At 60.1% G+C, this 18,219-nt stretch carries 19 protein-coding genes; 2 read left to right on the forward strand and 17 right to left on the reverse strand.

Annotated elements, in window-relative coordinates; translation table 11 throughout:
- Positions 1–144: 144 nt before the first annotated feature.
- The 5 genes from DW850_RS00695 to DW850_RS00715 all read right to left on the reverse strand — a co-directional run bounded on the left by DW850_RS00695 (position 145) and on the right by DW850_RS00715 (position 3,351).
- Positions 145–1,227 (reverse strand): PTS system mannose/fructose/sorbose family transporter subunit IID, encoded by a 1,083-nt coding sequence (locus DW850_RS00695; RefSeq protein WP_022094609.1) that lies wholly within the window; start codon positions 1,225–1,227, stop codon positions 145–147.
- Positions 1,217–2,017, reverse strand: a complete 801-nt coding sequence (locus tag DW850_RS00700; protein ID WP_089572403.1) for a PTS sugar transporter subunit IIC — start codon at positions 2,015–2,017, stop codon at positions 1,217–1,219. The genes DW850_RS00695 and DW850_RS00700 overlap by 11 nt, the downstream gene beginning before the upstream one ends.
- 90 nt (positions 2,018–2,107) lie before the next feature.
- On the reverse strand, positions 2,108–2,590 hold the full coding sequence (gene agaV / locus DW850_RS00705) for a PTS N-acetylgalactosamine transporter subunit IIB (RefSeq protein ID WP_089572404.1): 483 nt from the start codon (positions 2,588–2,590) through the stop codon (positions 2,108–2,110).
- Between the two features lie 36 nt (positions 2,591–2,626).
- A complete protein-coding gene (yajC, locus tag DW850_RS00710; protein WP_022094612.1) occupies positions 2,627–2,908 on the reverse strand; it encodes a preprotein translocase subunit YajC in 282 nt (93 codons plus the stop codon).
- Complete coding sequence (locus DW850_RS00715; protein ID WP_117772902.1) at positions 2,908–3,351, reverse strand: PTS fructose transporter subunit IIA; 444 nt, start codon at positions 3,349–3,351, stop codon at positions 2,908–2,910. Before DW850_RS00715 ends, yajC begins: the two co-directional genes overlap by 1 nt.
- A gap of 701 nt (positions 3,352–4,052) precedes the next feature.
- Between DW850_RS00715 and DW850_RS00720 the strand changes: the two genes are divergently transcribed.
- Positions 4,053–4,691 (forward strand): DUF2975 domain-containing protein, encoded by a 639-nt coding sequence (locus tag DW850_RS00720; protein WP_117564747.1) that lies wholly within the window; start codon positions 4,053–4,055, stop codon positions 4,689–4,691.
- Between the two features lie 9 nt (positions 4,692–4,700).
- A complete protein-coding gene (locus tag DW850_RS00725; RefSeq protein WP_117564746.1) occupies positions 4,701–4,937 on the forward strand; it encodes a helix-turn-helix transcriptional regulator in 237 nt (78 codons plus the stop codon).
- Positions 4,938–5,049: 112 nt separating this feature from the next.
- Here DW850_RS00725 and DW850_RS00730 read toward each other — a convergent pair whose 3' ends face one another.
- The 12 genes from DW850_RS00730 to DW850_RS00785 form a co-directional block, all read right to left on the reverse strand.
- Positions 5,050–6,135 (reverse strand): hypothetical protein, encoded by a 1,086-nt coding sequence (locus tag DW850_RS00730; RefSeq protein WP_117785953.1) that lies wholly within the window; start codon positions 6,133–6,135, stop codon positions 5,050–5,052.
- A gap of 126 nt (positions 6,136–6,261) precedes the next feature.
- Positions 6,262–7,347, reverse strand: coding sequence for an isocitrate/isopropylmalate dehydrogenase family protein (locus tag DW850_RS00735; RefSeq protein ID WP_022094615.1), 1,086 nt, complete (start codon positions 7,345–7,347; stop codon positions 6,262–6,264).
- Between the two features lie 6 nt (positions 7,348–7,353).
- A complete protein-coding gene (locus DW850_RS00740; RefSeq protein WP_117772900.1) occupies positions 7,354–8,052 on the reverse strand; it encodes a HEAT repeat domain-containing protein in 699 nt (232 codons plus the stop codon).
- A 15-nt stretch (positions 8,053–8,067) separates the two neighbouring features.
- The gene (locus tag DW850_RS00745) at positions 8,068–8,496 is read right to left on the reverse strand and encodes a hypothetical protein (protein WP_117785954.1); all 429 of its coding nucleotides are present in this window, start codon (positions 8,494–8,496) and stop codon (positions 8,068–8,070) included.
- A 5-nt stretch (positions 8,497–8,501) separates the two neighbouring features.
- Positions 8,502–9,581: an NAD(P)-dependent oxidoreductase gene (locus tag DW850_RS00750; protein WP_117785955.1), complete on the reverse strand. Its 1,080-nt coding sequence runs from the start codon at positions 9,579–9,581 to the stop codon at positions 8,502–8,504.
- A gap of 97 nt (positions 9,582–9,678) precedes the next feature.
- Positions 9,679–10,632 (reverse strand): DegV family protein, encoded by a 954-nt coding sequence (locus DW850_RS00755; protein WP_089572413.1) that lies wholly within the window; start codon positions 10,630–10,632, stop codon positions 9,679–9,681.
- Positions 10,633–10,711: 79 nt separating this feature from the next.
- Entirely contained in the window at positions 10,712–11,296 is a 585-nt protein-coding gene (hpf, locus tag DW850_RS00760) for a ribosome hibernation-promoting factor, HPF/YfiA family (protein WP_117785956.1), read from the reverse strand.
- A gap of 317 nt (positions 11,297–11,613) precedes the next feature.
- On the reverse strand, positions 11,614–12,621 hold the full coding sequence (locus DW850_RS00765) for an ABC transporter substrate-binding protein (protein WP_158551262.1): 1,008 nt from the start codon (positions 12,619–12,621) through the stop codon (positions 11,614–11,616).
- Between the two features lie 749 nt (positions 12,622–13,370).
- A complete protein-coding gene (locus DW850_RS00770) occupies positions 13,371–14,480 on the reverse strand; it encodes a hypothetical protein (protein WP_117785957.1) in 1,110 nt (369 codons plus the stop codon).
- A 10-nt stretch (positions 14,481–14,490) separates the two neighbouring features.
- Positions 14,491–15,297 carry a double zinc ribbon domain-containing protein gene (locus tag DW850_RS00775; protein WP_233540049.1) on the reverse strand — a complete coding sequence of 269 codons (807 nt, stop codon included), beginning with the start codon at positions 15,295–15,297 and terminating at the stop codon, positions 14,491–14,493.
- A gap of 102 nt (positions 15,298–15,399) precedes the next feature.
- Positions 15,400–17,100 carry a regulatory iron-sulfur-containing complex subunit RicT gene (locus DW850_RS00780; protein ID WP_117785958.1) on the reverse strand — a complete coding sequence of 567 codons (1,701 nt, stop codon included), beginning with the start codon at positions 17,098–17,100 and terminating at the stop codon, positions 15,400–15,402.
- Entirely contained in the window at positions 17,091–18,218 is a 1,128-nt protein-coding gene (locus DW850_RS00785; RefSeq protein WP_117776801.1) for an ATP-binding protein, read from the reverse strand. The genes DW850_RS00780 and DW850_RS00785 overlap by 10 nt, the downstream gene beginning before the upstream one ends.
- Position 18,219 lies beyond the last annotated feature (1 nt).

Consider the following 18,219-nt stretch of genomic DNA (forward strand, 5'->3'; position numbering starts at 1 on the left):
TGTTAAGCATTATCGTTCTGCAACACCCGACTCATCAAGAAAACAAAAGCCGCGCGCTCTTTCGAGCACGCGGCTTTTAACATACACATGGCTTAAGGGGTCGGGGTGTGAGCCGCGCAGGGACACACCCCTCAAGCTAGAGCCTTACCAGATGCTCGGCCAGAGACCAAGCGGGCCAGCGCCCAGGATGCCCAGGACGAAGAGCAGCAGAATGCCCTTGGTCGGGGTCCAGCTGTGCTTAGCGAACATGTAGTAAAGCAGCAGCGTAAGCATAAGCGGGACGAGCTTCGGGACGATGGTGTTGAGGGTGTCGGCAACAGAGAAGTTGACCGGATCCTCGGTGACGGTGCCGTAGGTAACGGACTCCATGCCGTTGCCCAGATCGGTGACGCCGCACTCGACAGCGTTGCCGTCGGCATCGGAAGCGGTGAGGGCGTTGCCGTCCTCATCGGTCATGGCGATGGTACCGGCCTCAGCGGTCTCGGTATCGATGCCCTCCATACCGGTGAAGTTCTCGGCCTCCTTCTCGGAGACGATCACGGTAGTAGCGGAGAGGCCACGGGTGGTGCCGTTGGGGATCTGGAGGTTGATCTGGGTGCCACCCATGGTGACGACCAGGCAACCGACGACGAAGACGCCCATAATGGAAGCGGCACGCGTGAAGGCCTGCATGTTGGCAGTCAGAGCGTCAATAGCGCTGGTGCCAAGCTTGTAGGACCAGTTCATGAGCCAGAAGCGCAGAGCGAACTGGACGACGTTGAAGATCACCAGGAAGATGATCGGCGCAGCGGCGTTGCCGTTGATGGCCATGTTGGAGGTGATGCCGGCCGTGATAGGCACGAGCGTCAGCCAGAACAGGGCGTCACCGATACCACCGAGCGGGCCCATTGCGGCGACGCGGACGGCGCGGATCGTGGGGATGTCAACCTTGTTCTGCTCGAGCGAAAGCACGATACCCATAACAAAGGTGACGAGGAACGGGTGGGTGTTGAAGAACTCCAGGTTGTGGCTCATGGAAGCCGCGAGGTCGTTCTTGTTGGTGTGGATCTTCTCCAGACCGGGGATGATGGAGTAAAGCCAGCCAGCGGCCTGCATGCGCTCGTAGTTGAACGATGCCTGCAGGAAGCAGGAGCGCCAAGCCATCTTGTTGAGGGTCTTCTGGTCGAGCTGCGGAGCAGGAGTGAGATCCTCGTAGTGCTCCGGGATCACATACTCATTAGATGCCATCTTCGAAGTCACCTCCGTCAGAAACAGCTGCACCCTTCAGCTCGGTCTGCTGCTGGAAGTCCCAGAAAGCGATGCCGAAGCCGATGAGAGCGAGGATGAGCAGGGCAGGGGTTGCCAGAGAATCGTTGGCAACGGTGATGAGCGCGAGGCCAAAGCCCATGAGGAAGAAGCCCCACATATCGCGGTTCATCATAACCTTGAGCAGGACGGCGAAGCCGACGAAGCGCATCATGCCGCCTGCAGCGGACAGACCGGTCTGCAGCCAAGTCGGGATGGCGGAAGCGATGGTCTGACCGATGGTAGCGCCAGCGATGAAGAACAGGGTGACGACGACAGCGAAGATCAGGCCGAGCAGAGCCATGGCGAAGTAGTTCAGACGCTCGATGCCCTTGGTGTCAGCGTTATGAGCCATGTTGTCCGCGGAGGACATGAGGGGCGACATAAGCGTGAAGACCAGGGTAACGCCGAGCTGACCAAGCAGAGCGAACGGAATGGCAAGGCCGACTGCCGCGTTGGGCTCGAGGCCCGTAGCGATAGCGAGAATGGCTGCCATGATGCCGCCGATGACGGCGTTAGGCGGCTGAGCGCCTCCGATCGGCATGTTGCCGATCGTCATGAGCTGATAGGTACCACCCACGAGAAGACCGGTGTTGAGGTCGCCAAGGATAAGACCGATGACGGCGCCGGTGACGATGGGCTGATAGAGAGACTCGAGGAAGTTGAACTGGTCGATTGCCGCGACGAACGTGACGATGAAGACCAGAGCGACCTGGATGATCGAGTATTCCATCTTGCTCCTCCTTTCAAAATGTATGTACGCACTTTGGATATCACGTACAGAACGTCAGGGTTTCAATCCTGACAACGTGGATCACGAGGATTACGAGAAGAGCTTGCTCGTGTCCTCAACAGGCGTGCTCGGAACGCGCCTGATCTCCAACTCCACCCCCAATTCCTGCAGCTCTTTAAACGCAGCGACATCCTCGTCGTTAACTGCGACGGAGGTGGCGACTTGGCGCTTTCCTTCCGACATGTGCATGTTGCCGATGTTTACCTTCTTTATAGGCACACCGCCCTTGACGAGCGTAAGCACGTCTTCCGGTGTTTCGGCCACGATGAAGATCTTCTGGCGCGGGCTCGCCTTGCCAATGACGTCGATGGTCTTCTGCAGGGAGAAGAAACGCGTAGCGACGCCGGCGGGAGCGGCCATCTTCATGAGGTTCTGGCGCATGGTGTTGGTCGACACATCGTCGTTGGCGACGAGGATGAGGTTGGAGCCCAGGGTGGAGTTCCACTGGGTAGCGACCTGACCATGGACCAGTCGGTTATCGATGCGGGTAAGAAGAATGTTGGGTTCTGCCATGTTGATCAGCTTCCTTTCGTTATTTGCTGACGACAGTTACTTGATCTCCTGAATCGCGTAACGCGAAACATCTACGACGGCACCGGATCGGACTTTGATCTGGACCTTTTCGCCTTCGATGCCCTTGACGGTTCCGTAGATACCGCCGGCGAAAAGAACCTCCTGACCCGGCTTGAGCTCGGTGTGCAGCTCCTTGAAGTACTTCTGCTTCTTCTTCATGTTGATTTGCGACCAGATGGTGTAAATCAAGCCCATGATGACAAGCAGGCCTAAAAGGGCGACCGAGGAGCTCAGGACGTTGGCTCCGAAATCGGCCATTAGATGCCGTCCTCGTCGCCGAAGATATCCTCTTCGTCGGAGCCGGCAACGGATGCGACCGTCTGGGCGGTGACGCCCGTCTGACCAACGGTCACGGCCTGCTCGCCAAGCTCGGCGAGCGTGGCGTTACCGCGGAGGAACAGAAGCTCAATAACCATGGGAAGGTTGGTGCCAGTCAGAACCTCGACGTTGTCGACATCCTGGGCAATCATCATCGACTGATTGAACGGAGTACCACCGAGCAGGTCGGTAAAGACGAGCACGCCATCGCACTCCTCGCGCATGGCGGTAATAGCGGCGCGGAGATCCTCACCGTAGGAAGCAGCCTGGTCGCCCTCAAAAGGAACGACGGTAAAAGCGGGCTGATCGCCGGCAACCATAGCGATAGCACTTGCAAGGCCGGGTGCGAACTGTCCATGACCGGTAAGAATAAAGCCAACCATTCAAATTTCCCTTCCGAAGGTGTGTACGATCTGAGTCCGATAATTTTCGGAAGCCAGCGGGCGCTCGCCCTTAAAGCTTCTTAGAAAGCGTTCTTTGAAGACCAGTGGTTTCTAAACTGGTAGTAACCACGTGACGTGTTGTTGTCACTATATCACCCCAGAAGAGGTCGCTTTCGCTGATTCATACAGTAAAACGTTTTTGCACCGTTCACGGTGATAAATCGACCGTTTACCGCTCATTAACACTTCTACCTGCAGTTTTGAAACCGTTTCGAAATGCTTTGGCAATCGATCACAACTATTTTCGTGTCTAAACAACACAGGGTGGCTAAATATAGCGTGTAGAAAAAGTGCAGGTCATTGTGAAGATTTGTGAATTGGTCTTTTTGACTTAATACCAGTTAGAACCAGTTTAGAAATTATCGGTGAACGGTAGTTTTCGACCGTTCACCGGAGAATTTCAATCGTTTGCAGCCTTTTTCCTAGATGAATTGGGGAGACTCGATGAAGCACTTGCGCGGTTGCAGGGTATTTCAATACTCGTCCATCCCCCGCGTTCCAAACTCCCATTCCCTGAATATGCCATAGCTCTCGCTATTCGTCTCACAAACATTACTTACTCTAATCTGTAATTGTTTATCGTTTATCATTAAGTATGATATAAGATACAAGTATCATCCAAGACATTGGTTGGAGGAGCTATGATCCGCTGGAACGTATCCAAATCGAATGAAGCCATCGACCGTGAACAGGCAATAGCCAAACTGAGGAAGCTCACTCGCTACTGCAAATGGGGCACAATCTGCACCATCGTGGCGCTCGCTCTGGCACTCCTCGCAGTCATTGCAATCGAAGATCTAGTCATATTGCCTAGCCTCTCCCAAGGGTTCTGTCTCCAATCCGTAGAGCTTGAGGCTAGCGAAGGGCCAATTCTCGCTCTCGTCGGCACCAATGAACAGACTCCTCTTATGCTTGTCGCGCACGACGGTCATACTGCCATAGGGAGCGCCATGATGGCATGCCTCGCGCTTGCCATCGCGCTAAGCGCATACAGGTTTTTCTCCGCCATTGAAAAGGCGGGCAGGCCCTTTGACCTCGAATGCATCCGCATACTACGTCAAATAGGACATTTGTTCCTTATCGGCGGCGCTGCCGTGAAACTTTTTGGTGCCATAGTCACAGGGCTGATACTCTCAGGATTTGGCGGTAGCTTTACGGATGCGCTTGGCGGGCAGCATCTCGACCTCTCTATGCTCTTTGCAGGCCTAATTATTAGCCTGATTGCCAGCATCTTCCAGTACGGGTGTATCCTGCAAAAACAAGATGACGAGTTGCTCTAGGGGGAATCCATGATTATTCTGCGGCTCGACCGCATGCTTGCCGAACGCAAGATTTCATCCAAAGAGCTTGCGGAACGCGTGGGTATCTCCCAGGTCAATATGTCGCGCATCAAGACGGGCAAGGTTTCTGCCGTGCGCTTTTCAACTCTTGACGCGATATGCCGGGCACTCGACTGCCAACCGGGCGATGTACTGGAATATATGCCTGACGATGAAGCCGATAACCTCTTTGGACTTAAAGATTAATAGACATAATTTAGCCACCAGCGCCTAAACGCAATAAGCCCGCTAGAACGACATCCGTTCTAGCGGGCTTAATCAGATATATCAGCTTCGCGCTCGGTAGCTCGGGCAAATCTTACGCAAACAGGCCGTAGATGCTGATGTTGGCCTTGGCGTACAGGCCGTTGGCATACTCGGTCCACTTGGAGCTGGCGCTCGAAGCCTGCGAAGAATACTGCTGGTAAGCAGTGTAATAGGCAGTCATGGCCTGCTTATAGGTGGCGCTATCGGCGGTAAAGGCATCGTCGGCGAAGGCCTTAGCATAGGTGCTGTCGGCGTCCTTCCAGGTGCCCTTCGAGCTATCCCACTCGTCGCCGGCAAGTTTGATGATGTAGTCGGCGTAGTCCTTGCTCGCGGTCTCCTCGTTGCCGTCAGCAGGCTCGGTCGGGGCGGTCGGCATGCTTGCAGAGCTATCGCCCACCTTCTTCTTGTAGAGCTTTTGCAGCGTCGCGGACTGACGGACGATCTGCTTGGCCTGGTCCTTGGACACGCCGTACTGCGTGGCCATGGTCTTGTAGTCCGAAGTGCCGATGGAATCCTCGGCGTACTTCTTCATCTCCTTAGAAGAGACGGTAATGCCCTCGTCCTCGGCAGCGTCGAGCAGGATCTTGTTGCGCACATAGGACAGGATGACGTCGGCAGAAGGAGCGGTGTAGTTGCCATCGCTATCCTTGACGGTATCGAGGCTGTACTGGCTCTCGATGGCCTCGCGCGCGGTGATGTCGCTCTTCTTGCCGTTGTAGCTGTAGCTCGCCACGGTCGAATCGAGCTGGTCCTCGGTCAGGGTCGCCGAGCCGACGCCCTTGCCGCCAAAACCACCGTTGCCAATAAAGAAGCCGACCACGGCAGCGATCACGACTGCAACTACAAAGGCGGCAATCATCGTCTTCTTGTGCTTGCAAGCGTGGTCGTCCACGTCGGAGTCGCTGTCCTCATCCTGCTCCTCGGGCATGAGGTTCTCGTCAGCGGCATCCGCGGCGATCTTTGCCTCCAGTCGGGCGTCCTCCTCCTCGGCCGTCGTGCCGGCGGCAATGTGCTCGGCAGACGTACCGGCGACCAGGTCGATCTTCTCGTCCTCGTCACCGTCGGGTCCTTCGCCGCGCTCGATGATCTGGATGCCGTCGATCTCGTCCTTCTCGTCCTTCTTTTGAATCAGACCCATATCGGTTACTCCTTGTTAGGAAACATAGTCCCCAATAGAATACGCCCGACAGAGCGCCGGGCGTATTGATTCTTAGGTTATACGCAAACACTTAAGTACTATTTAGGCGTTTGCAGTGTGCATGCCTTAGGCCAGGTGCGCGATAACGGCATCGGCAAATGCCTGCGTACCCACAGCGCCCTCAACGGAGCCGGTCTGGGCACGACGCACGTCACCGGTAACCTGCTCGCCCTCGTCGAGCGTGGCAGAGACGGCGGCACGAATGCGATTGGCCGCGTCGTTCTCGCCTAGGTGATCGAGCATCATCGCGGCAGAGAGAATCTCGGCCGTGGGGTTGGCGATATCCTGACCAGCAATATCGGGAGCGGAGCCGTGCGTCGCCTCAAAGATGGCACAGTCGGCACCGATGTTGGAGCCGGGGGCCATCCCTAAGCCGCCCACCAGGCCGGCGCACAGGTCGCTCACGATGTCGCCGTACAGGTTGGGCAGCACCAGGACATCGAAGTCGTTGGGGTTCTGGACCAGGCCCATGCAGGTGGCGTCGACGATCTTGTCGTTGAACTCAATGTCGGGATAGTTGGCGGCCACCTCGCGCGCAACGCGCAGGAACAGGCCGTCGGTTGCCTTCATGATGTTGGCCTTGTGCACGGCCGTCACCTTTTTGCGACCGCAACGGCGGGCGTACTCAAAGGCGTACTCCACAATGCGGCGGCTCTTGGCGATGGAGATGGGTTTGATCGAGATGGCGGAATCCGCGGCGAAGGTCTTCTGGCCCGAGCGCTCGACGAGCTGCGAAAGCTCCTCGACCTCGGCAGCGCCCTCATCGAACTCGATACCGGCGTAGAGGTCCTCGGTGTTCTCGCGCACGATGACCAGGTCGACGTCACGGAAGCGCGAGCCGTCGCCCGGCTGCGACAGGCAGGGGCGCACGCAGGCGTACAGATCGAAGTGCTTACGCAGAGCAACATTGACGCTGCGGAAACCCGTGCCGACCGGCGTGGTGATGGGCCCCTTGATGGCGACCTTAGTCTCGGCAACCGCATCGAGCACATGTTGGGGCAGCGGCGTGCCAAACTCGTCCATGACGCCGGCGCCGGCCTCCTGGACATTCCAGTTAATCTGGACACCGGTGGCCTCGACCACGCGGCGCATGGCCTGCGTAATCTCGGGACCGATACCGTCACCGGGAATCAGGACTACATCGTGCGCCATAATCTGTTACTCCTCGTCTTCGGCGTCGTCAGATTTTTTAACGCTAGCACGCTTCTTCTTTTTGGAGAGATCCAGGCCAAAACGTTTAACAAGCATTTCGCAAATCTCGCTCGAACGGGCCTTGAGATAGCTGCCCTTGCCGTTCTCGGCGTCGAACTTAAGGCGCAGCGCAAGCTTCTCTGCGACCTCGGCGTCGATCTCGCCCTGGCAAAACTCGTACAGGCAACCGAGCATGTCGCGATACTCAAGGTCGCCGTGGTAGCACTGGATGGCCTCATCCAGGATGGGCCAAGCCTCGCGCGAACGCTCGACACTCGTGGCACCCCACACGCACAGCAGGCGGAAGGCGGCATAGCGCAGCGTGGAGGAGATCTCGTCGAACAGTGCGGTCTCGGCGCCCTCAAAGGCATCGCCCAGCTGCTCGGGGCAGGTGGTGGCGAGCGCCGTCAGGGCATCGAGGGCCTCCCAGCGGGTCTGCGCCTCGGGGCGGTCGAGCGCCTCGATCAGCGCGGGTACGCAGGGCTCGACGCGCTGCGGATCGCGCTCGGCAAGCAGGTGCAGCACGCGGGCGGCAAACTGGCGGATGCGGCGCGTGGGGCAGCCGAGCTCCTGGACCAGACGGTCGACGGCGTTCTCGTTCTCCTCTGCCAGCTGGAGCTGTGCCAGCTCCTCGTCGGTGAGCTGTTCGTCTTTATTTTCTGCCATAGTTACCTCTTCTTACTATTTCTTAGCGTGCTTGCCAGCACCCTTGCTGTCATCGGTGACCGAGATGAGCTGCCGGTTGGCTGCGCCCTTGCGACGCGCACGGCGGCGCTCCTCGGCATCGCCCGCATCGGCGGCGGCGCGATGGGCTTTGTTGACGTTAAAAACCTCGTCGTGCTTGCGCCACGGGCCGACGGACTCGCCAAAGCTCATCTTAAGGCCGGCGATAAAGCCGCCGAGCCAGCCAATCGGCGCAAACTGCACCAGCGGGAACAGCGAGAACACCCAAGTCAGCAGGACGACTGCCGCCGCTCCTGCAAAGTTGGCGATCCAGTATTCGCGCTTGGTGATGACGCGCTTTTCGCAGGCCCACTGGCCGCACAAAAAGCCGATGTAGATCGCAAAGAGAAAGAGCACCAGCGCAAGCACCACGAACGTCCAGCTCATAGGCGCTACTCCTCGTGATGGTGGCCGCAGCAGCACTCGTGGCCGTCATCGTGACCGTGACCGCCGCAGCACTCGTGGTCCTCGCCGTGGTGGTGGCCACCGCAGCACTCGTGGTCGTCGCCATGCTCGCCGCAACCGCAGCCTTCCTCGTGGGCACCGTGCTCCTCGGGACGATACTGCGACCAGTCCAGACCGGCGGCGATGGCGTCGGCCTCCTCCTTATAGAGGACCGTGATGGCCTGGGTGCCCAGCTTGGCACCACCGATGGCATCGAGCATGTCGTAGAGCGTAAGGGCCACGTCGGCGCCGGGCAGCGCAAGCTCGCGATCGTCGGCATAGGCGAGCGCCAAGCGCAGGTCCTTAATAAAGTGCTCGACCATAAAGCCGGGCTTGTAATCGCCGTCGAGCGCCTTGGGTGCCAGGCTCTCCATGGCGCCGGACTTGCCGGTGCCGCCCAGGATCATCTGACGGGTCTTCTCCAGATCAAGGCCGCTCAGCTCGGCAAACGCCAGCGCATCGGCCATGCCGACCATGCAGGCGCCCAGCGACACCTGGTTGGCGAGCTTGGCAGCCTGGCCCTTGCCGGCGCCATCGAAGCAGCAGATAGTTGCCGCAAAGGTGGAAAGGATGTCGCGGACCGGGGCGATGTCGTTCTCGGTGGCGCCCACGATGGCCGTGAGCGTGCCGGCGATAGCACCGGACTCGCCGCCGGTGACGGGGCAGTCAAACGCCATGCGGCCGGAAACCTGGGCGGCCTCGGCAATATCGCGCGCGAGCTCGGGCGAGCTCGTGGTGAGGTCGATCAGGACCGCGCCAGGCTTTGTGCACGCGAGCAGGCCGTCGCCCGCCAGGTAGAGCTCCTCGACCTCGGAGGGATAACCCACCATGGTAAAGACGACGTCGGCGTTCGCCACGGCATCTGCCGGCGTATCGGCCCAAACGGCACCGCGCTCGATAAGCGCGGCGGCCTTGGACTTAGTGCGGTTGTTGACCGTGACGGGATAGCCGGCATCCAGGATGTGGCCGGCAATGGGGGCACCCATGATTCCGGTGCCGATAAATGCGACGGAGAGCTTGTTTGCCATGAAACCTTTCCTTTTGGGTTGGGTGTTATTACCAGGTTGAATACTCGGTGCCAGCGTTGGGCTGTGAGTCGAGGGCGATTACGGCCGCGTTACTTGCCTACTGACCGCGCACGCGGCGGGCGATGCGGTCGGAAAGCGACGCCTTGTCGGCGCGGTTCTTGCCCCAAAACGCGCAAGCCACCATGCCGGGGCCCACGTGCGAGCCAATGGTGGGGCCCACAGAGCTGCGGATGATGGTCACGTCGGCGCAGCCTTCCTCCTTGCGGATGGCGGCCTCGAGCCAGTCGCCGTCCTTTTCGGCATCGGCCGTCATAATGGCGATGGGCATGGTGCGATCGGGCACATAGTTCTCGCGGAACGACTTGAGAATGGACTTGAGCGCCTTCTTGCGACCGCGGTTGACGCCGATCAGCGACAGCGAGCCGGCCAGGTCGTAGGACAGCTCGGGTTTGACGTCGAGCTTTGCCGTGAGCTGTGCCGCCGCGGGCGGAATGCGGCCGCCGGCAGCCAGCGCGTCAAAGCTCTCGAGCGTAAAGTAACCGTGGACATAGGTCTTGGCCTCGTTTGCCCAGTCGACCAGCTGCTTAGCAGTCAGTCCCGCCGAGCGCTGGCGCACGGCCTCGAGCGCCAGGAGCTCGCCGGTCGCGCAGGGCAGAGCGTTGTCGACCACGTACAGCTCAAAGTTGGGATACTCGGCGCGCACGGCGTCCGCCGCCTGGCACGCGGAGTTGTAGCTCGACGACAGCGCCGAGGTAAAGCACAGGTAGACCGTGGGCGTACCCTCTTTGGCGCACTCGGTAAAGAACTCGATATAGCGACCGAGCGACACAGCCGAGGTGGACACGCGGGCACCGGCGCGCATGCGGTCGTAGAACTCCTTGGGTGTGATGCTCGACCAGATGTCATCCGTGCGCTCCTCGCCATCGATAATGAAGGGGAAACCCAAGATATCGACATCGAGGTTCGCGGCGACCTCGGGGCTAAAGTCGCAGCAGGTATCGACGACGATGCGGCAACGGTCCGAATGACCGGCGGATGCGGCCTTGTCCATCAAAGCGACTCCTTACGTAAAAAGGCGGCCACCCGCATGGGATGGCCGCCAACCGTTAACTCATGCAAGTTAACGTATTTTACTCGTCAAGTGTTTCGATGCGGGGCTTGATGATGCCATATCCACCATTCTTACGGTGATACACCACATTGATGAGACCGGTCGTCGCGTTCTCGAACACGTAGAAGTCGTGGCCCAGCAGATCGGTCTGCACCAGCGCCTGCTCCTCAGTCATCGGGGTGACGTCGATAACCTTCTCGCGGACGAGCAGGTCGTCCTCCTTCTCGGGCAGCAGCAGGTCGGCCAGATCCTCGACGCGCTCGACCGGCGCGACATCCGCGGCGCTGGCACCGCCCTGGCGGTTGTCCACGACCTTGGTCTTGAACTTACGCAGCTGGCGGGTGACCTTATCGGCGGAGAGGTCGATGGCGGCGTACATATCTGCACCGTGCTCGGCAACGCGAATCACCGAACCGCGGGCACGAACCGTGACCTCGACGATTGCCGGGTTGGGGTTCGAGGGGTTCTTCTCATAACGAAGCACGACGTCGACTGTCATGGGCTCGATATCGAAAACCTTGAGCGCCTCGCCGATCTTCTCATCCACATGCGCACGCAGAGCATCGGTTACCGTCGTCTTGCGTCCAGAAACCTTGATATCCATACGTGGCTCCAATCTGCCTCGGGGACTTACTGTACTGGCTATGTACCCATTGCCGTGCATTTAATCACGCGGATTCCTAAAGACCCGAATAACGATTGCTTAATACCGCATACCGAAGTCTCGCACTTTTCTGTGGCAAAGTGCGCTATGGGAGGGCGTCGGCGACTTTGTATTTGGTCCCGAAAATTGGCTTTGACCTGCTGGTTTTATAGGGATAAAAAAGCCGGGCTCCCCTATTGGGGAAACCCGGCAGTGCGTGTTGAAACCGTGAAGAGGTGTCCTTTCCAACGTATAGGAGACACCACCCCTAGCAATAACTAGCTATTAAGTTTGTTAATGTCGTCGTCAGTGATGGTGCCTTCCTGGCTGGACGATTTGTCCTCGGAGGATGCGGTCTCATTGTTGGAATCGGAGGACTCGCTGCCGGAGGACGTGGTCTCACTGGACTCAGAGTCGCCCGGCTGCACGTTAGCGCCCGAAACCGTCTTAGTGGTGAGGTCGTAGGGAATCTGGCCGTACCAGACGCAGTGAACCGCCTCGAGCGTGCCGTCGACCGTGATGTCGTCGAGGGCATCACTCACGGCACGGCACAGTTCGTCATTGGACGAGAGGCCCGCAACACCAAGCGTCGAGGGCGCCTCGAGCGCACCGACATAGGAGACCTCGCTCATCAGGCGTGCAAGATAGCCGCCGGCTGTGGAGTCGCAGATCACATAGTCGACCTCGCCAGACTCGAGCGCCTCAAAGCACTCGTTGATGTTGGAGTAGGTCTTTTGGTTGGCGGTGATGCTCTGCTTAGCAAGCGCCTCCTGCGAGGCCGAGGACATCTGGACACCCAGAGTAGACGTGTTAAGGGTATCGGTGGAAACGCTTAGCGACCCACCATCGCTGGTTTTACCGAACACGGAAGCGGCATCGTACAGGCAGGTGCCGAGCGAGCTAACGTCCCCGTCCGTGGAGTTGATCTCGCCGATAAAGATATCAGCCTTTTTGTCGCCGAGCGCGGAACCTGCCGAGGACGCATCGACAAAGGCGACCTTAAGGCCCATGCGGCTTGCGAGGGCGCGGGCAGCATCGACTGCATACCCCGTAAGCTCGCCGTCGGCGCCCTGCATTGCCTGCGGCGCATCGGAAGTATCGAGGGCGACCGTCAGGGTTCCGGGAGTGACCAGGGCATCGTCCGACACCGCCGGCGTGACGGTCTCGTACTCGATCTGGTCGATCGTGGGAGTCGTGAACGTAGACAGCGGGTTGAACGCGCATCCGCTCAGGCCCAAAACGGCAATGACCGCTGCGGTCCCAGCACCTAACCGAGCCGCGTGCATCAAGCTGCCCCTCACCATGTCCACTACCCTGCCTTCTGTGTCGTATACGATCCGTGCGTTGCGCGGAATATCGGGTTGTTCCCACCAGCTGACCTGGTATTTGACCCCACACTTGCGCACCGGGGTGTTTGCTCGGGAGGCCGCAGCCACCCTCACGACTGGCCCGCTCGCCCGCGAGGCGGTATTGCCCCAAAGAAAGTAGAACGGACGGTGCGGCTTACATCTAGGACGCGCCATGATCGCGCCGCGCGCACGCGGTCGCTTACGTGGATCCCTTTGACCGCGTCTGTCTTGGACTAGGACGGGCATTTCGTCCGTCCGCAACCACAGCCTGGTAGGAACGTAGCGCATTATAGCTAAGTTCAAGCTAAAGTTTAAGGTTAGGGGCGTCATTCGCATCGCGAGTACAGATTTCGCAGGTCGGAGTGGGCTATTCGTGCCCCTGTGAAGCCCGGAGCTCCCCTATGGGGAGCTCCGGGGCACCCTTCCTAGGGTGCTGTGGCCAAAAAATGGCAAATATGAGTACTGTCACCAATTTAGTAACAGGCAGTTTTAGCCTCTCGGACAGATTTTGCGCTCAGTGTCGCCAACCTGATGCTTAGTTATTCTACATTTGTTTATTATCTTCTTACTTTATGACGCCTCCGAGTCCTAAATTCCTTGATTTTGCTGTTACTGATTTAGTGACAGTACTCATATTTGCCATATTTTGGCCAGGGCATATGATTAACCCCTATTTTCGACGTGAATTAGACCGGCTTAAGCCCAAAACACGCCCGCAGCGTGTTAAGCAACGCCTCTTGCTTCTTCCTGCGGGCATCGACACGATTCCGGTACCGCTTTCGCATACGCTGGTGCATGCGCCATGCGAGCGCTTCCATCGCTTCCATGTCACAGAGCATTTCGTTGTTGACCGTCGCGACCTCGATTCCCATAGTAATCAAGCCCGTGTTGCGCTTTTCATCATGGATACGTCCCCTCCGAGAGGAATGGCCCAGCTCACCGTTGTATTCCAGGTCAAACCGGGCTGCCTCCTGATATGCATCGCAAACTGCATGGGGCATCCCCGAGATTGCCTGCGCACGGTCATCGAACTCGATCTTGTAGTCGGTCTTAAAAGGTCCGCAGGCAAACCCGCCATAGGAAAACGGAAGCGAAAACAGGGCGAGCATGATGCACTCCATGGGCGAGAGCAGGTTTTCCGAAAGATAGGGACACAGACGCAGCAGCTGTTTGGCCACATTCCCCTTGCATGCCGCAAGGTAATCTGCCAGACGATCGGGCATCAGCACCGGCTCGACTTCAAAGTAGCCCACGTCTGCTGGCTGGTCCTTGTCCTTTGCAAGTTTATTCGTAACAGGCGAGGTGTAGGGAGGCAGATACTTCCCGCGGTCGCTCAGTGAAATCTTAGAGCACAGCTCCTGGGCCAGGGCAAACGCCTGGATGCAGCCGACCTCACGCGCAACGGCAACACAAAGGGCCTCGGGAGATAGGCTGTACACCCCCGGTTCCACCTCTAGAATCGAGCCGGCGGGCAACCTGGAACACACGGACCAGCCTACGCCAGGCATGCGGCGGCGCTGCGCCGCAGATCCCACCAGCAAGCACAGATCTTCTTGCACCTCGCCACTTTTGGCTCCAATTCGCACCAAGTCAGGAAGATAGATATCCTCGGTCGAGGGCGACGACGTGCGCAGCACACGGCGCTCTTCATCGAGATTAAGGTCCTTCCAGCTGATATAGCCCATCTGCCGGCGCTCGGCGCGCATCATGCGCAGCGCTGAAGCGCCTGTTAGGATTACGGAAGCCGCTAGCTGTTCGCCTGTCGGCTCGTTGCGCCGCTCAATCTTCACTGCCACAAAACCACCCCTACCAAACACGTGCGATAGCAAGGCCATCGACTGCCGCAGCGCCGGCACGCTTGAGCTCCGCCGAGGCTGCTGCCATGGTCGCGCCCGTGGTGATAACGTCATCGATAAGCAGCAGGCGGCGGCCGTGCACGTCCTCAACCGTCTCGTACATGCCTTGGGCACGCTCGCGACGCTCCTCACGACCGAGTTCGCGCTGGTCGCCATGCCCGTACTTGACGAGGGCATCGAGCAGGGGAACACCCGACAGCTCGCAAAATGGGCGCGCAATGGCCTCCATATGATCAAAACCGCGCCGCCGAAACGCTGCCGCCGTCGCAGGCACAAACACCACCGCATCCGCACCGGACAGCACACCTCCTAAGCGATCGGGCGCTACGACCTGGGCATGCAGGGCGGTGTCGTAGAGCAGCTCCGCCAGATACGGCGCCAGGCGTCGCTCGCCCGCGTCCTTGTACGCTTTAATGATGCGCGGCAGCGGATGCGCATAGACGGAGCACGCCAGGCAGCGGTCGAGCGCCTCCGCCATTGCCGAGGACGTGCCCTCGACCGAACACTCAGTGCACAGCAAATCCCCAAACGGGGCGCCGCATCGGGTGCAGCTATGACGTGGGTCGATGAGCGTGAGCGCGGCCAGGCAGTCTTGGCAAATAAGCGCACCGGCGCGCTCGCAGCCGGCACATCGTGTTGGCGACAATGCCTCGAGTGCCTCGCGTGCCGCCCGCTCGGCAAACGGCAGCAATTCGTCCGCAAACGGTAGGGCGCCGGCACCCTGCAGACGGCTCAATTTGTTCAGATGGCTCTTCAAGACACAACCCTCCCTACGTTCGGTCGCAGGGAGGGTTGTTGATTCAGCGCTATGGTACCCCGACGCGATTGGGGTAAGGCGGGTTAAATCCGCTCGCGGGCGTTATTCGCCGGCGGGCGGTTGTGGTGCGGCCGAAGACGGGGTCGAGCCCTCGCCACCATCCTGGCGCGGCTTGCGGGAACGGCGACGACGACGGCGCTTTTGACCCTGGTCGGCCGAGCCCTCGCCACCGCGATCCTCGCGCGGCTCGCGCTCGTCGCGAGCGGCGCCACGCGAAGCCTTGGCAGCCGCTCCCCCGCCATCTCCGGGACGACGGCGCGTGACCTTGACCTCGCCATCCGAGACCTGATCGGCCACGGAGGGCACTGAGGGCTTCTGCTGTGCGCCCGAGGAATGGCGACGGCGCGGACGCGGCGCGCGCTCCTCCTCGCCACGTGACTTGCCGCCCTTGTCGACAGGCGCATCGGAGGCCGAGGGACCCTTGGAAGCGGCACCAGCCTCGCGAGCAGCTGCGGCGCGGAAGGCGTCCTCGCGCTCCTCGCTCGACAGATGACGGCGACGACGGCGCGTGGGATTCATGCCACCGCCGCGATTCTGCTGCTGGGGCTGTTGAACCTCGCGCTCGCGAGCGCCGTTCTTGCCGGCGGCTGCGGCCTCGCCGGCATCGGCAGAGCCCGCACGCTTGCGGCGGCGACGGCCGCCAGCGGCCTCCTCGGCCTCAGGCGTTGCGGCATTGCCACGGCCCTTTCCGCGGCCACGGCTCTCGCCCTGGCTCTGACCGGCGCGAGCATCGGATTCGGCATCGCGACGACGGCGCTTGGGCATCGACGTGCCGGCCAGACGGTCGGCACTCGACAGGCCATCGCCCACGTCGACGCCGTTCTCGCGATCGAGCTCCATGAGCGCCAGGCGCATCTCGGGCGACTCGATGCGCTCGAGCACGTCGCGCGTCACGCAGTCGGGACGGCAATTGCAGCCCTGCTCGGCAGCTTTCTTCTTGCAGCCCTCAGAGCAGGTCATGTCGGCCAAGTTGACCTTAAAGACTTTGCCGTTCTCCAGGCGCAGCACTAGCTGCTCACGCGGCGTGTCGTATTCCTGAATACGTGCCTTGCCAAGCGGCGTATCGATGAGCGTCTTCTTTTTGGGTGCACGGCTCTTAAAGTCCTTGTACGCCTCGAACTCATAGCGCAGACAGCACATCAGGCGGCCGCACACGCCGCTGATCTTGGACGAGTTGAGCGGCAGGTCCTGCTCTTTTGCCATGCGAATCGAGACGGGCTCAAACTGTCCGCCAAAGCGCGTGCAGCAGAGCTCCTGTCCGCATTGGGCATAGCCGCCCACCAGGCGGGTCTCGTCGCGCACGCCGATCTGGCGCATGTCGACGCGAATGTGCAGCGTCGAGGACAGGTCCTTGACGAGCTGACGAAAATCGACGCGCTCCTCGGCCGCAAAGTAGAACACGGCCTTCTCGCCGCCAAACAGGTACTCGACGCCGACCGGCTTCATCTCGAGGTCGAGCTCCTTGACCAGGCGACGGAAATCGACCATGGCCTCGTCGCCCTGGATGGCCAGATCATCGGCAAGCTGCAGGTCGATGTCGCTCGCCACGCGCAGCACGGGCTTGAGCGGCTGGCCGATCTCGTCCTGCGGTACCTCGAAGGGATCGGCCGTGACCAGGCCGATCTCGGTTCCGCGCTCGGTGGAGCAGATGGCATAATCGGCCTCGAGGATATCCAAATCCTGCGGGTCGAACCACAGGTCGCGCGAGGCGTAGGTAAACTTAACGGGTACGACTAACGGCATTTCAGTGCCTTCCTGATATCGAACAGCATGACCTCGATGGCCAGCTGGGGAGTAACGTTTCTGGCGATGTTGCGCTCGGCGGTCGCGACCGCCTCGAGCGCCTGGGTGGCACCCGCAACATTCGTCGCAGCGGCAAGCCGACCGATCGTGTCACGCACGTCTTCGTTCACCACGTCGGCCGCCTCGTCCTGAAGTGTCAGCAGCACGTCGCGCATGAGCGTCCGCGCGCTCGCCAGCGCTTCCATGATACCCGAACGCTCGCGCGCGTTGAGTTCGCGCTTGTTGCGGTCCTCAAGCTGCTTCAATGCTCCACGCGACAGGTAGTCGGCATTTTGCTCGAGTACCTTTTCCTGCGTGGACTTGACCTCGGCGAGCGGCGCCTTGACGGCGACGATGAGCGACTTGGCGCGACTGAGCACGTCGGCCTCGTCGGCGGCAATGAGTGAGTCGATGGCACGGACCATCTGACGGCGGGCGTCCTGGCGCTCGGCGCTCTTAAGAAACTCGATGCCGCGTGTGGGGCTTCCCGCCACGGCGACCGCCATGCGGCAACGCGCGGGGTCCTGGCCGGTGGCGCGGCTCACGGCCTGCGCGGCGACGGCGGGCGACACCAGCCGAAACGGCACGCACTGGCAGCGGCTCACGATGGTGGGCAGCATCACGTCTGCCGAGGTGCCCAGCAAGATGAACATAACGCCCTCGGGCGGCTCCTCGAGTGTCTTGAGCAGTGCGTTGGCGGTGTTGGCGCGCAGTTGCTCGGCACGGTCGATGATGTAGACCTTGGCCTTGGCGCGAATGGGTGCCAGCGGCACGTCATCGAGCAGCTCGCGGGTCTGGGCAATAAGATAGCCCGTGGCGCTCTCGGGCGTGTAATAGTGCACGTCGGGATGCGTATGCCGAGAGACGCGCACGCAACTGTCGCATGCGCCGCAGCCGTCCTGCTCGCACAGGAAGGCTTGGGCGAGCGCCCACGCGGCATCGAGCTTGCCCGCGCCGGGCGCGCCCAAAAACAGGTAGGCGTGCGATGCACGGCCGCTGGCGACGGCATTGGTCAAAAAGTCGCGCACGCGCTCTTGGGTGTCGAGCTTGGCCAGCAGGCTTGCCTGAGCGGGGGCCATG

Source organism: Collinsella sp. AM36-4AA, assembly GCF_003467795.1.
In the GTDB taxonomy this organism is placed as follows: Bacteria; Actinomycetota; Coriobacteriia; order Coriobacteriales; family Coriobacteriaceae; genus Collinsella.